The sequence below is a fragment of the Dickeya sp. NCPPB 3274 genome (assembly GCF_000406205.1).
GTDB classification, from domain to species: Bacteria; Pseudomonadota; Gammaproteobacteria; order Enterobacterales; family Enterobacteriaceae; genus Dickeya; species Dickeya fangzhongdai.
This window is the reverse complement of record NZ_CM001979.1, coordinates 563391-577732: the sequence shown is the minus strand read 5'-3', so window position 1 is coordinate 577732 and position 14342 is coordinate 563391. Positions and strand designations below refer to the sequence as shown.

The following is a 14342-nucleotide window of genomic DNA, read 5'->3' as shown; positions in this document are numbered from 1 at the left end:
GTATACTGATAAAGTCGGCCCCACCGGACACCGACTCATACTGTCCTAGAACCAGTCGGAGCTGGATAATGTCATTACGATTTATAGACATCATAGGGAATCGAACCGAAGGAACGAACCGGACATTTCTTTATCGCATGTGACCCATCATTCTGATCTATCTATGAAAACACGGGTCAACCTACGGGTCTTGACAACAGCCACGGTTAAAATTTATGCTACATTTCAACTTAATAGAAAGCTGAATGATCCCGAGTCCGGCACCACTCATTTAGAAAACCCAGCCTATGGCTCTGAGGGATCCCCATAAAATCAGCGCTAATAAACTAACACCATACTCCGGTAGGTGTTGGCTAGGTGGCTAAGAACGGTGCTCAGCACCGTTCGTCTTAACATTAGCGGAGAGTGTCGCAGGACATTCTCCGCTAACGTCAGGTACGATATGACACGCCGCGATTTCAGACTGTTGGCCTGATACCTAAGATGTAATCCTTTATTTTCAGCGTCATAGCCCAAAAGCCAGAGCACTGCCGTTGCCAGCGTCGCAAGCAGACTCAGCACTAACAGGCGTCCTGCCGTACCACTGTGGCTGGCTCGCAGACCAAAACCAAAGCGCTCGCTTTTCTCGTCACGAAAATTCTGTTCAATCTGCATTCTGCGGCCGTAAATTTTCATCACTTCACGTGGCTTAAACTCGTCTGTGCTGCTGAAAATAAGCCAGGGTTCTTTCGCTGCTGAACGTCCGTCGCGCTCCTGCGATTTACGTTCAATACGGCAGCGGGCATGGTGATGTTTTCTGCCTTTAGCCTCTTTTTTATGCAGGTAAAAATGGCCGTCACAGCGGGAATACTCTGCACGGGCGAATGTACCCGGCCCGAGATATTCCGGGGTATTACTGGCCTTCAGTTCCTGTCTTCTGAACCAGCGTTCCCCCTTTCTGTTCAAACGCAGCAGCGTGTTTCCCCGCACACGCCCAATAAAATCCCAACCCAGTGATTTGATATGACGGAACCACGCATTCTGAAACCCGGCATCGGTGACAATAATGACTTTTTTATCCGGTGTCATGGCGTTGCTCAGTGCATCCAGAAAGGCTTTTTGGACATGGGGGTTCTGCTGTTTATCAGAAGGGACAATCTGGCTCATCAGAGGGATAGAGCGGCCATCGCAAATCAGGCTTGCACGTAGAACATGGAATGCCTGTGAAGGATAGCCACTCCAGTCAACAGCGATGACGCACCATGAAAGTTGTTGAGTCAGTAGCGAGGTAATATTTTTGAATATCAGCGGGATATCGCCGTGAAGTTCAGTATTACCCAGCAGGCGATCAATCCGTTTAATCTTGTGTTTTACCTGTGCTGTCCCGGGAAGGTGTCGTCCGATACTGGTCAGGGTGAGAGAGGCACCACGCGTTAAGGCAACGGTAGCGTCAAGAAGAGCATTCTGTCGATATTTGTGGAATGGAGCTAAAGCGCTTCGGAAAAACTTCTGACATACTTGATAAGCAGGCATAGAGGTGATCTCGCTGAATTGGTCGCACAATCAGTAGATCACAAAACTCTATGCCTGCCTTTTTCACCCGCCCATTACTGGGGATTCTTCAGAGCCTATGGCTGGGTTTTTGCTTTTCAACGCAATAATCATCCCGGCGATATACCAACCGCATTGATTTATCCTTTCGTGCCCGGAAAACCTGGGGTCAGATTGCGGGTCATTCAATTCAAGGAACGGGTGACCCTTATATGTTACTGATAGCAAAACCCCGTCCCAAACCTTACAAACTCACCGACTCGCAAAGCCTGTACCTAACGGTATCCACCAGCAGCGCTAAGTTATGGTATTTCCTCTATTGCTTCAGCGGCAAAGATAGCTTGCGCGGTTTCTTGCTACTTGATGTGGGCTTTGTCCTGTGAATTATTTCAGATTATAATTTATCTACTAATTAGTCGCATATTAACCATTACCGAGAAAGTCTATTAAATCTCCGACCAAATAAATTTCTTCTTCTGGTTGACTTTCTCTTATCTGCGATTAAATTAATATATATAGATTTCAAATGAGCACCCTTCACCCTTCAATATTCATTGAAAATTAGCTTTAATATCAATCGATAACCAACCACTCCTTTTGCTTCATGTAATTATACAATTTGAATTTTAATTAACAGATCGAATATTAATTATGATGTGAGTTAATAAAAAGCACATTATACATTAACGAAAAATCAATCAAACGAATCAATAATATCAAAAAAAACCATAAGCAAGTAGCAAAGAGAAACTCTTACTCAGAGTTTTAATACACACATATAAATGAAGGAAACTAAAATGTCTGATAATAACTCGCAGTTTGAACAAAGCTCACCTAAAGACTTCACACTCTTCGAGCAAAATGGCATCCTAATCACCTTGAAACTACCCAAGGCATTACAGATCAATCAGAACCGTCAGGAGTCATATACCAGCGCCCCAATTCTTCACAACAAATCTTTATTTCACATCAAATCAGCGACTTTCACTGTCGAACTTCAAGACGTGATTGATGCTTCGAGCAACGCGATCGCGAGCGTGCGTTGGTGGGACGCTGATACGTTCAATGGGGTAAAGAGCATGAAGTTCTCCTGTAAAGACATTAAGCCTGGTGAAACGATCGTGTGTAAACCTGATGATCCTGCCTACACTCAAGTCAGGTGGAACGCAACCGTCTCAAGTGGTCGCGGCGCAGGAAAATTCACTAGCACTGTGAGTCTTGTCGAGCTCGACTATGGGCCTCTTAAGCCAAATGACAGCAACGATGGACCGACTGTCCAAATTGGATAATAGCGACTTGATGTTCTAGTAATCAGGTATTCATGTCCATCTGGGCCATCAGTGAGATCTGCTTTCCAGATACGATGACTGGCCGATGTTTCTACAGCACAACCGTCTTTCAGACGTATCAGTCCATTCTCCATGTTCATAATTACAAACCCGGATCACTTGATGACCGGGTTTCCACTCAGTCTCATTCCACGTAGCTTATAATATGAGCTTACCTGACGTCGGTCGTGTCAGTCTGAGTCCAACACTACTATTTAATCCATAGACAACCACTACCGTCTGTGCACTGCCAAAAATCAAGAAAGCCGAAATATATATAGATGTACATTTCGGCCTTTTGTTATCCAAAAATTTAAAGACCCGCTGGCTTGAGTTTTCTTCATATCGCTCTGGCAAACCTTGCTCGGGAATAACCTTACTGCGCAATGCAATTGCCACACATCACACCCTGAATATCGGACTAACCTACCGTCGCGTTACACCCGCACAGAAATAAGCCCACTCTCAATTCAATTCCCGAATCCCATACCCTACCACTATTTTATCCGCAGCAAGGCTTTTGGTTACCACGGTTCCTGCGCCAACTTTTACGTTATCGCCTAACGTAATGTCGCCAAGCAGAATGGCATTGGCGCCAAGCTCCACCTGATTGCCCAGCACCGGACTTCTAGTGACCTGACCTTCACGGTTTATCACGCTGCCAATGGTCACCCCCTGCCGTAACGTGCAGTTCGTCCCGATGATGACGTCGGAATTCACCACAATGCAGTGCGGATGATATATTTTCAGCCCAAAGCCAATTTGGGTTCTGTGCGGGATTTCCACACAAAACAGCCATTCATTAATCACTTTATTCAGAATCACAAAAGGAATGCTGATAATTTTCAGCAGCGCATTTGATGACTGATAGAGGGTAGCCAGGCGAAACAGTAGTATTACCAGTTTGGCTTTAACACTGCCCGCCGTTTTTACTTCACGCCATACATGGCCGATATTGTTCAGCATATGAATATCTATTCTTAATTCCGTGCTCAGTGCACCGTTACTGTTGAAACCCGATACCAACCGTCGGCCTGTTTGCCCTCGTTGGCGAGATTAATTCGCGATACTCCCTTTGCATCCAGCATCGCCACGTCAATATTATACCGCCCGGCAGGCAGCGCTTCCGGCATCGCCAATTGGTAGACGGACGTATGCTGCCCCGGCAACCAGGTGCGAATGTCATCAGCCGTTTTTCCCATACTCATTACGCTGTTGTCATCATTCACCACGCGATAGGCCACATCATATTTCAGATAAATGGGCGCTACGCCGTCATTAACCCACTGATTATTTAGTGTCAGACTCTGCCCTTGCGCCAGTTCAGACTCGTGAGTCAAAGAGGCCAGGCGAAAACGGTAGCCGAGTTTGACCAGCGCGTTATCCACGATGTCCCGATACTCCGTCGGCACGCTGCGCGACTTCAGATTAATGGTACTGGCATGTTGTGCCAGCGCCCAGTCAAAGCTCGCCTGCACTTGCGCACGCGTATAATGCTGAACGCTCTGCCACTCCGACATATAACCACAGATTTCCAGGCTCACCGGCGCACGTTGCCACGCAGTACTAAAGTTTGGATAAAGCGCCGCCACGTTTTGCAGCCGCTGCGGATAATCGTCTTGCATGTGACTCCACGTGGTCGAAAAATTACGCCAGTCTCCCCAGCAGTCGGCGCGCCATCCAGCACCTTGCTTCACGGCGCTTGCCAGGGTGTCGCCGCCGTTAATCAGCATGATTTTTGGACAGTTGGGAAACGCGGCAAAATACATTTTTACGTACTTATCTAACTGGGCTGATGTGTAACGCTCAAGCAGCGGCTTAATGGTCGGGAAATTGCTGTTGTGCCACTCTCCCCATGACCCCACCAACCCAATATCGATATACGCCAGATTCGAATTACCGTCATAGCGTTGACCAAAAGCGTTAAGCAAACGCTGGCTGTATTCGATAAACAGTGGATCGTCCAGATCCGGTACAAAGGTTTTTTTGTCCGGCGTCCACTCGCCCTTAATGCCTTTTTGGATCAACCAGTCAGGAATCTTCGAGCCGCTGGCTGGCTCATCAAGCGCCATAAAGCGCAGCCCCACGCTCATCGCCGGTTGATGCTGGCTAGCCAGTTCGAAAATGGCATCCACCAGTTGAAAGTTATACCGGCCTTCTACCGGCTCCAGTTCACTCCAGTACAGGCGATCATATTCAATGCCGGTGTCGGGATAATCAGCCAGCGATAGCGTTGCGCCATTACCTTGGTTAAAGCTGGCAACGCCATTACCCGGATTCGTTAACGGACCATTTAGTTCTTTGGGAGTGACGGTCGTCATCGTGCCGCCAGCCACACCCACTACAGAAAATAACAAACCTCCTACCGCGATAATTTTAAAATTCATCTAAGACTCCTTATTTCCACGTCAGTAGAAACCGGAGGTCAGTGATCCTTCAGGCTGAGCCACCAATCCCAAATCCCTAAGTGGAAATGTGGGAAAATATCAATACCCAAGGCAGACTTAATCATGTATAGCGTCAATAGCGCCGCAAGCGTGCAGGACAAGCCGGTAAACAGGATCAACGCCGTCAGCAGTATGCAAAACAGCGTCGATTCTTTACGGGGACGTTTACGGTGATCCCGGCCGAATAAAAAGACGAAGTAATAGCGCCGGCTAAAAAAAGGGAAACTTTTACGCACGTCGACCCAATGCATTGAAGCCGCTGTGATCGACAACACCGCCTGTTCAACGGCCTGCCGTTGTTCCGAGGGTAAGTTCTGCGTCGATGTTCCCATCGAGGGCTTCATAGAAGCGTTCAATGACTAACGGACGTTGATTCGATTCGTTCACTATTTACCTATTGATTTATTAACTCATTGACCTATTGACTGAGGTATAAACCGCCATCGTTTGTTGCGCGATTTTTTGCCAATTATACCTTTGTAAATATTCAGAGTAATCAACAGCAAACGATTTAGAGCGCTGTGTAATTTTTTCGGATAAATCCGCCACGTCTCCAACATTAAAATAGGTGTCTGGCGCTAATTTCACCTCCAGATTAGCGGGAATATTGCTGACCACAACGGGCAATGAAAACGACATTGCCTCCAGCAATGCAATGGGCAACCCTTCATGATATGAAGGCATCACAAAGAGTTTAGCCTGTGAAAAAACAGTTTGTAGTTCATGACCTTTTAAAAATCCGGTCAGGATCACATTGGGGGTGTCATGGGCTAACTGTTTTAAGCGCAGACTATACGCAGTGGGGTGATCGGCATCGCCAACCAAAACCAGCGGCATCGTAATACCCGATTGCCTATAAGCGGTGATGAGATCGTGCAGGCCTTTTTCTTCCACGAAACGGCCAACCGCGACCAAATAGTTTTGTGGCTGAAGAGAAAAACGCGCCAACGTTTGATTGATAACTTCCGGTGTTAATCGCTGAGATAAGCTCACGCCGTTATAGATAAGATGAGCATCATCCCGACCATATTTCTGCTTGATCATATTATTAATAACTTCGGAGATCACAATCACTTCATTGGCATATTTCACGGCCACCTTTTCACCCAGCAACAACACTTTCTTTGCCAGGAACCCCCATTTCTGGCGGTCATAGTCCGGGCCATGATGAGTAAAAACCACTTTTTTGCCCAGCAGACGCAGAAGCGGCACCACCAGCCCTGGGCCAATAGCGTGAACATGTACTACCGTGGACTGATCAAAGCAGGTGATAAATGCCGCCAGTACCGAATGGACTATTGCTTCTAATGAACGTTTTTTCGGCGCTAATAAAGCGCGAGTCGTTACTCCCTGATACTGTGATTCTTTATAATTAACATAAGGTGAACGTGCGAGAACGCAAATATCCACATCAAATTGCTGTTTAATAGTCGGGTATAAATTTTGACAATGTGTTTCCACACCGCCTAACACGTTTGGAATGCCACGTGTTCCCAGAACGGTAATTTTCGTAGTCATATTATTTATCGTTTAATAATTCCTGATAAAGCGCCAATAAAGATTCTGTGTGTTTACGTAATGAATATTTTTCGCTAAGACGCTGACGCGCATTCAATCCCATTTCTCTGGCTTTTTGCGGATTCAACGCCAGGTCATCCAGCACATCGGCTAATGCCTGCACATTACCTGGTTCGAATAAAACGCCGTCTACATTATCGCGAATTTGTTCGGGAATGCCGCCAATACGCCCGCCCACTACCGGTTTGGCGAACGCCATCGATTCCAGCACCGACATTGAACAGTTTTCATAATATTCGGAAGGAACCACCACCGCGCGCGCATATTTAATAAGCTGGTTAAGTTCTTCGCCCTGCTGTTTATAGCCCAGGAATTCCGCATGCGGAAATTGTGCAACCAGATCGTCATACAGCGGCCCGCTGCCTGCAATTTTTAACGGAATTTTATTGCGCATTTGCTGATGCGCGCTGGCCAGCGTAGCCACGCCTTTTTCCCGACTCAGGCGGCCAATAAAAAGAAAATAGCCGTCATCTTCAACATCCTCCACCGGCAGGCTGTCATTAATGCCGTTCACAATCACCTCAATACGAGAATTCGGCAGCTTGCGAATTAATTGACTACGTAGAAATTCGCTGGGCGAAACGATCGCATCCAACGCCTGATAATTTTTGGCAATATTCTGCCAGGCGCCCTCTAACGAAAGCAGCAGGCTTTTCGAGGCGGAGCCTTGCTGGCAACGATATTTAAAGGCATTAAATACCGAGCCGGTTAAACAGGCGTCACAGACTTTGCCATCGCGCAACATGGTGTACGAAGGGCAGATAATCTTGTAGTCATGGGCCGTTAACACTGTTTTACACCCAAACTGATGGGCAATTTTAATCAATGACGGCGTGAGCTGATGATAGATATTATGGAAATGAACAATATCCGGCTTTTCTTTACGCAATAACGCCAGCAACTTCTTACATGCTTCAGCGTTATGAATAAAGTTAACGGCCGTTTTCATTGCTCCGATCACGCCGCTGCTCTGATGATAATCCACATTATCAACGAAATAGGGTGAGTAATCTGACGGGAAGTTATTTTCATGCTGCATTGAGAAAGCGATAACCTCAACGCCAGCCTTTTTCAGCATATCGATTTCCTGAAAATAAACCGTTTCCGCACCGCCCTTGATATAGAAGAATTTATTGACTAATAAAACTTTCATCATACCTGCCTATTCATGAATAACCTTGCTGTCTGGCGGCGTCATCGGATCACGCATGGGCCTGGTTAACCCTTTGACCAATCCGGCAGAAAATACAGCCAGGTTCATCACGCTTTGTAATCCGTTCAGCAGTGAACGGTTCTTCATCGTTTTTAAAGTAATAAAAGCGAATAACGGCAGCAACGCTATGCCAATAATGCCGATGTTAAACGTCAACAAACTTATCAACAGCGCTAGCAGATAAACGGCAAAAACCGCCTCGTTTTTAACGATGTGCAACGCCTCGCGAAAATAAGGCATGCCCCATGCACTGCGTAAAAGTTCGCCCGGCGCCCAGAGAAAACCGTTCGTCCAACGATATTGCAGCATTTTATATGTTGGCATGGTGTATGACGTGTGACGGAAATAAGGCACGTTAAGGCGATGTAATTTATATTGGGCATAGCGCAGACGAATGCCTAATTCAGCCTCTTCATAACCATGCAAGCTGCGGTTGGTGAGATAACCTATTTTTTCAATTGCCGAACGGCGATATAAGCCCCCGCCGCCTAAATGGCCGCAGTCGCCCAGCGGATATATTTTATGAAGGCGCTGTTTACGCGATTTAAATTCATAGTTCGCCGCGCCATCCATCTCCACCGTTCCAGCCACGCCGGCGTAGTCTGGATGCGCCGCCAAAAATGCGATGCCCTGCTCAATAAAGCCATCTTCCAGCACCATATCGCCATCCATCAGCAGGAGATAATCCCCCTGACTGTACAGATAGCCAAGCTGATGCCCCACGCCGCAGCAGCGTTCGGACGGTTCAGTCAGCGACACCACGGTTACCCCTTTGGCGCTGGCAAGCTGCTGAGTGTTGTCGGTCGATAAGCTATCGGCAACAATAATTTTATGGGGATAATCCGCAATATGGCGACGAATGCTGTCGATGGTTTGCTCGATGCATTCCGACTCATTGAATGTCTTAATACTCACAGAAATAAAAGGTTTATCACTCATACGATTTTCCGGTATAACGGCGGACAGAATGGCGTATCACCAGACTTGAGCCCAGAGACAAATAAAACAGGAATTGCAGCATGGGAATAATCATCAGGATCTGGCTATAAGGCAGACTCAGCAGGCACCCAACCGCAAAAACATTAAAGGCCGGAGAAAAACTCAGCAGTTGCAGATCCTGTCGGTCTACTTCATTACGCTCCAGCACCGGCTTTGGTCGCGTAATAATTAAGATATAAATAATTAACCCGGTAAAGAATAACGATCCAACAACGCCCACTTCCCATAGCAGCACGCTTAGTGAAGTCGAATCGATAATCAGGTTGTAGATAATATTTAAAAATCCGGGAGAAACGGCGCTTCCGCTATTTGTCGCATTTAAACCGTAACCAAATAACGTACCGGAAAGCCCCCACATATCGTGATTTTTCAGCCAGAAAAATATCGTCGTCAGACGGCCAAGCTCACCTGACTCCATAATGTAGTTGGTATCAAAAATATAGCCTAGCGAATCCATAAATACGCTTAACGCACTTTTCGTCGGGTCGCTGCCAAACGCCGAGGAGTAACCCGAGGCCAAAATGGTGATCGCGATGGCAATGAGTAACGCCATGCCGGTAAAAATCAGCAAAATCGCTTTCAGGTTTACGTTATTCATGCCTTTGATGTAGCTCGGCATTAACCAAACCCAGGCCAGTAATAATGGAGAAACCAGAATCACGAATTTCACTTCCCCCAGAATACACAGGCCAAACCCCAAAACGATATGTACCGACATGGATTTAAACGACGTCAAACCATGTTTAAATTCCGAAACTTTCAGCAGCATAATCAGCAGACAGAACAGCCCCATCGCCGCGGTATTGCCCCCGCCCATCGGGTCGCCGCCAAACGTGCCGACCACGGAGTCCCATTTTTCATCTTCGCCACGAAGCGCCACACGCCGCGGCAACACAAACAACACCTGATAAATCACGATGGGGAACTGCGCGTAGAACACCCAATACAAACTGCGGGTCACGCGGTAAATTTGTGATTCACGGCAAAACCCCAGCAGCAGGCAAAACATCATCAACGACAAGGCAATCTCGTTTTTAAAACCAACGATCGTGACCGTTATTCCGCCCTGCAATAGGGTAGACACCCCCGCCATCGCCAGAAAAGAGAGATACAGCGTGAGCACCACCCATTCCTGCGTATCCAAATGCAACGCATCGTAGCGGGTCTGCATAATCAGCAACCCCACCATGATTAAAGCCAAAATAAAAGGCAACCACAGCACCGCCAGCAGGCCGGTGAAATACTGCGTCAGCCCGCAGAATACCAGTGTGATGACAACATAAACCTGCAGATAAAGCCCGGTATTCAAACTCATGACGCTATCATCATACTTTTCAGCAAGCCGGCGCGTTTGTTGACCTTGAGATAAATAAACGCATAGCGTACAAACGTCAGCATGGAAAACAGAATCATGGACGTGGCATAGTGATTATAAAAATAAGGCACAATCACAAAAGCGACTAATACAACCGCCAACTGTTCTAACTGAATACGCAGAAAATAGCGATGAGAGCCAAATATTAGCTCAATCACCGTCAGCGGACACACCGCCAGCGCAGGAAATAAATAAGGTAGCATATAGCGAGACGTTGGAATGGAGTTAATCCACTCTTCGCTAAAAAACAGGTGCATCACCAGCGGATAAAAAATGAATACTCCCAGCGTGCAGACAACCCCTGACATCAATAATACCAGGCGAACCTTTTTAAATTCCTCATAGTTGAAACGCTTATTTCTGAAATCGACCGACCACGTGGAAAAAATAGAGTTACGCACCGCATTACCGATGATCACCACCGGAGCCAGACAAAAGCGGCTCACCACCGAGAAATAACCCGCTGTCAACGCGGAGAACCAAAAGTTAATCAGCATCACCGGCAAATTGCTATTGACCATCGCCAGCACTTCGGCGCTGCCAACCCGGGTGAGGTGGTGAACATGCTGATGAAAGAAAGCCACATTACGCTGCAGACTAAAATTTCTGAACGTAACGGTGTGAATATTGAACGAATGTAAAATACAGCCGCTAATAAGTACCATCATGGCGCAGGCCCAGGACCAATAAAATGCGCTGGTATGTGAAGTGAACACCACCGAAAGCACGACCACCGCCGAGACGGCGAGTCGCTGAAAGGCCAGAAAACGATAGTTACCCTCGCGCAGCGATAAATTCTCCGCGATCAGCACCAGCGCATAGGCAAGTGTGAGCAGGTAGAGAAAGAACACATTTCGCTGGAACAGCCATGCGGTCAGCATCGCGTAAGGCACCGCGGTAAGCAGACTTTGCAGCACGCTGAACACCACGCTTTGCGCCAGTTCACTGTCTTGCTGTTTTGGAATCAGCAGTTGCGATGCAAAGGTACAGACTTGCGCCCCCACCAACACGATGCTGTAACTCAGCGCGTAGATTCCCACCTCGGCCATGTCATATTTATGTGAAATCAGCCAGATAGACAGCGCGCCAATCAGCTGTGAAAGCACCGACGACCCAGCAATGGTTGAAACGCTTTTTAATAAACTCATCTTTTCAATAAACTCATTTTTTCAATAAACTTATAGATGGCCCGTACTATTGATTAGCGCATTCATGCGTTGATTCAGGGAACGAATTCCCTCTTTGGTTTCGAGGTTCTTATCCGCAACCCGATTTATTACCGCGCCAATCAGCACCGCGCGGTGGTGCTTCACTTTCTCAATGGCATTAAGCACATCGCCCGCACGCCACGCACCGGCTTTCAGCACAAAAACCACCCCGTCTATCACCCGGCTAATCAATTGAATATCCTGCGTTTGATTCACCGCAGCCACGTCAACGATAATTCGCTGATAGCGCGTTTTCAGCTCAGTCATCAACGTCACAAAATGCTCGGACGACAGCATCAGTAAAGAAGACGTCGAGGCATGACCACGCGGCAGGAAGCTTAAATGTTCATTGATTGTCACCAGCGCGGCATCCAGCGGTGATTGACCTTGCAGTAGCTCCGCCACGCCAACCGCGGCAGGATGCGCCAAATCTTGCGTCAGCCCGCCGTCGTTAAAGAAATCCAGATCGATAAGCAGCGTTTTTTGATCAGCGCTAAAGGATGTCGCCAGCAAATGCGCCAGCAACGATCGCCCTTCGCCATGCTCTGTCGAGCTGACGGCAAGGGTTTGGCAGGAGGGATGCGATAGCAAAATGTGGGTTCGCATACTGTGGACAATATCGACATCCAGCGGCGATTCGGTGATCAAACGCACCACCTGCGGGCGCCTCACTCCATTGGCAAAGGTGCGAATTTCACCCACCGGCGCCACATTCAGGCGCGTTTTCATCTGGCTGATGTTGTTGATTGAATTATCCAGCGCGGCTCTCACGATGAAGTAAACCACGGAGAAAATCAGGGTTAGCATGACAACCATCACCAGCAGCATCGCTTTATTGGGCTTCGACGGATGGTCAGCCGGCACCGCCGGGTCGTAAAGTATCGCGTCCGGCTCTAAATAGTTACCCGCGAGCGTCTGCTCCTTCGTGCGCTGATAGAGCGCCTTATACAGTTCTTTGGTTTTATCCAGCGCCGTGGTCAGGTTGTTGTATTCATCACGTTTAGACGCCAGCGTTTGAAAATCCGCTTTCTGTTGATTCAACAGCTGCTGATAGTATTTTTCATCCTTCAACGCCGCCTGATACTGCTTATTCAGTCCCGCTTCCAGTTCGAATAACACCGTGCGGGTCTGTTCCTCAATCGCCTGAACCTGGGCTTCGGCTTCCAGGATTTTGGTATGTTTCAGCCCATAGCGTTTACGCAAATCATATAAAGAACGCCGGGCCTGAATCAGCGCGATGCGCAAATCCTGAATCTGGGCATGAGTAGAAATATCAGGCAGAGAAATCACGTTTTCCAGCGACTTACCCGCGTTCAAACGCACGCTGTTGTAATTCGTTTCCGCCCTGATGCGACGTTGGGTCGCATCCGCTAACTTCGTGGTGACGATCCCCAGTTGTTCAGTCTCAAAGCCATCCACGCCACGGAACGTGAGCAACCCTTCTTTCTTCAGAAACTGGTCGATGGCAGCCTGTTGCTCAACGACTTGCTGCCATACCTCTTCCATCTGTTTTTGGTTCAGCGCCTTGGCTTGCAGCGTCTTGAGGTGCTTTTGCTTAGCCGTATAGTCAATAAACGCCTGCGCCACGCCGTTAGCGATATCGGCCGAAAGCGCAGGCGATGCCGATTCGTAGGAGATAGTGGCGAGGTGTGTGGTGCGAACGCCGTTGATAGTGAGGTTTTTCACTATCGCATTCAGCGCGTTATCGACCCGCTGTTGCTCATCAGCGCGGTTATCCGCGTTTTTGTCGGCATCGCCGTTAAACGCGGGGTTTTGGTCCAGCCTGATGTCCCGCACGGCTTGTTCCAGCACGATGCGTGACTGCATCAACGCATACTGGGTTTCGTAATAGCCGCTGCGGGTGGAATCATAGCCATCGACCTGCGGCAAAGGCGAAACGTTATCCTGCTGCGCTTTCAGCAGCACCGTTGCCGTCGAAACATATTTGGGCGTGATCATGCTAATCAGCGGGTAAGCCACTACCGCGCTAATCAGGCCAGCCAGGATGATCTTCCAACCGTTCTGTTTGATCTTTTGGGCAAATCTGGAGAAATCGATCGTGCTTTCCAGTTTTCTGCCATTTTCCACTATAGATAGACTCATGGTCAGAAAAAGCTCATACCGACAATCACGGTGTCGCCAGGATGAACGGCGCGTCTTACATCAACATTTTCAATCAGTTGATTGCTATTCGACAGGCGAATACTCACATCCTTGCGGTCTGCGCGATCGGTAAATCCGCCGGCCAGCGCCAGCGCTTTTTCAACGGTTAAGCCCGGTTCGTAGGCATACCCATTCGGCTTCTCAACTTCACCGGTGATATAGAATTTCCGGAACTCGGCGATGCTGACCGTCACCATCGGGTTTTGCAGATAGTCACCGCGCAGGCGATGGGCCAGTTCCTCGCCTACCTGCCCCGGCGTTTTCCCTTTCAACACCAGCTGACCGATATAGGGGAAGTTAATCGCGCCGCTTTTATCCAACATAAATGTCATCGTCATCTCCGGCTCGCCGTATACCAGAATATTGACAGCGTCGCCTTCATCTAACTGATAACCGGTTGTTTCATTGTCAGGTTTGTCCAGCTGCCGCGGGCTCGACAGGGAACATCCCGCCAACCAGACGCTTAGGCACAGAAAAATGCACAGTTTTATTATTTTCACG

The 14342-nt window shown here is 48.0% G+C and carries 11 protein-coding genes and 2 pseudogenes; 2 read left to right on the top strand and 11 right to left on the bottom strand.

The window, feature by feature from the left end:
* Window positions 1-318 precede the first annotated feature (318 nt).
* Window positions 319-1512, bottom strand: a complete 1194-nt coding sequence (locus DXX3274_RS03285) for an IS4 family transposase (protein ID WP_042861851.1) — start codon at window positions 1510-1512, stop codon at window positions 319-321.
* A 230-nt stretch (window positions 1513-1742) separates the two neighbouring features.
* Between DXX3274_RS03285 and DXX3274_RS24140 the strand changes: the two are divergent.
* Window positions 1743-1883 (top strand): annotated as a pseudogene (locus DXX3274_RS24140) (Arm DNA-binding domain-containing protein); the annotation flags it as partial.
* A 444-nt stretch (window positions 1884-2327) separates the two neighbouring features.
* Window positions 2328-2819 carry a hypothetical protein gene (locus DXX3274_RS03280; RefSeq protein ID WP_042858554.1) on the top strand — a complete coding sequence of 164 codons (492 nt, stop codon included), beginning with the start codon at window positions 2328-2330 and terminating at the stop codon, window positions 2817-2819.
* 504 nt (window positions 2820-3323) lie between these two features.
* Here DXX3274_RS03280 and DXX3274_RS03275 read toward each other — a convergent pair.
* The 10 genes and pseudogenes from DXX3274_RS03275 to DXX3274_RS03230 all read right to left on the bottom strand — a co-directional run bounded on the left by DXX3274_RS03275 (window position 3324) and on the right by DXX3274_RS03230 (window position 14341).
* Complete coding sequence (locus DXX3274_RS03275; RefSeq protein WP_042858553.1) at window positions 3324-3824, bottom strand: serine acetyltransferase; 501 nt, start codon at window positions 3822-3824, stop codon at window positions 3324-3326.
* Between the two features lie 26 nt (window positions 3825-3850).
* Window positions 3851-5245, bottom strand: a complete 1395-nt coding sequence (locus tag DXX3274_RS03270) for a DUF4832 domain-containing protein (protein ID WP_042858552.1) — start codon at window positions 5243-5245, stop codon at window positions 3851-3853.
* Window positions 5246-5283: 38 nt separating this feature from the next.
* Window positions 5284-5692: pseudogene (locus DXX3274_RS03265) on the bottom strand (hypothetical protein).
* Window positions 5693-5710: 18 nt separating this feature from the next.
* On the bottom strand, window positions 5711-6823 hold the full coding sequence (locus DXX3274_RS03260; RefSeq protein WP_042858550.1) for a glycosyltransferase family 4 protein: 1113 nt from the start codon (window positions 6821-6823) through the stop codon (window positions 5711-5713).
* 1 nt (window position 6824) lies between these two features.
* Window positions 6825-8036 carry a glycosyltransferase family 4 protein gene (locus DXX3274_RS03255; RefSeq protein WP_042861849.1) on the bottom strand — a complete coding sequence of 404 codons (1212 nt, stop codon included), beginning with the start codon at window positions 8034-8036 and terminating at the stop codon, window positions 6825-6827.
* Between the two features lie 9 nt (window positions 8037-8045).
* Complete coding sequence (locus DXX3274_RS03250) at window positions 8046-9035, bottom strand: glycosyltransferase (RefSeq protein WP_042858548.1); 990 nt, start codon at window positions 9033-9035, stop codon at window positions 8046-8048.
* On the bottom strand, window positions 9028-10410 hold the full coding sequence (locus DXX3274_RS03245) for a hypothetical protein (RefSeq protein ID WP_042858545.1): 1383 nt from the start codon (window positions 10408-10410) through the stop codon (window positions 9028-9030). The genes DXX3274_RS03250 and DXX3274_RS03245 overlap by 8 nt, the downstream gene beginning before the upstream one ends.
* Window positions 10407-11618, bottom strand: a complete 1212-nt coding sequence (locus tag DXX3274_RS03240) for a lipopolysaccharide biosynthesis protein (protein WP_042858543.1) — start codon at window positions 11616-11618, stop codon at window positions 10407-10409. The genes DXX3274_RS03245 and DXX3274_RS03240 overlap by 4 nt, the downstream gene beginning before the upstream one ends.
* 30 nt (window positions 11619-11648) lie before the next feature.
* Window positions 11649-13781, bottom strand: a complete 2133-nt coding sequence (locus DXX3274_RS03235; protein WP_042858541.1) for a polysaccharide biosynthesis tyrosine autokinase — start codon at window positions 13779-13781, stop codon at window positions 11649-11651.
* Window positions 13782-13783: 2 nt separating this feature from the next.
* Window positions 13784-14341: a polysaccharide biosynthesis/export family protein gene (locus tag DXX3274_RS03230; RefSeq protein WP_042858540.1), complete on the bottom strand. Its 558-nt coding sequence runs from the start codon at window positions 14339-14341 to the stop codon at window positions 13784-13786.
* Between the last annotated feature and the right edge of the window lies 1 nt (window position 14342).

Coding starts and splice junctions, on each gene's coding strand:
- DXX3274_RS03260 (WP_042858550.1), bottom strand. CDS start 6,823: ATGACTACGAAAATTACCGTTCTGGGAACACGTGGCATTCCAAACGTG.
- DXX3274_RS03280 (WP_042858554.1), top strand. CDS start 2,328: ATGTCTGATAATAACTCGCAGTTTGAACAAAGCTCACCTAAAGACTTC.
- DXX3274_RS03285 (WP_042861851.1), bottom strand. CDS start 1,512: ATGCCTGCTTATCAAGTATGTCAGAAGTTTTTCCGAAGCGCTTTAGCT.
- DXX3274_RS03275 (WP_042858553.1), bottom strand. CDS start 3,824: ATGCTGAACAATATCGGCCATGTATGGCGTGAAGTAAAAACGGCGGGC.
- DXX3274_RS03240 (WP_042858543.1), bottom strand. CDS start 11,618: ATGAGTTTATTAAAAAGCGTTTCAACCATTGCTGGGTCGTCGGTGCTT.
- DXX3274_RS03235 (WP_042858541.1), bottom strand. CDS start 13,781: ATGAGTCTATCTATAGTGGAAAATGGCAGAAAACTGGAAAGCACGATC.
- DXX3274_RS03250 (WP_042858548.1), bottom strand. CDS start 9,035: ATGAGTGATAAACCTTTTATTTCTGTGAGTATTAAGACATTCAATGAG.
- DXX3274_RS03245 (WP_042858545.1), bottom strand. CDS start 10,410: ATGAGTTTGAATACCGGGCTTTATCTGCAGGTTTATGTTGTCATCACA.
- DXX3274_RS03270 (WP_042858552.1), bottom strand. CDS start 5,245: ATGAATTTTAAAATTATCGCGGTAGGAGGTTTGTTATTTTCTGTAGTG.
- DXX3274_RS03255 (WP_042861849.1), bottom strand. CDS start 8,036: ATGAAAGTTTTATTAGTCAATAAATTCTTCTATATCAAGGGCGGTGCG.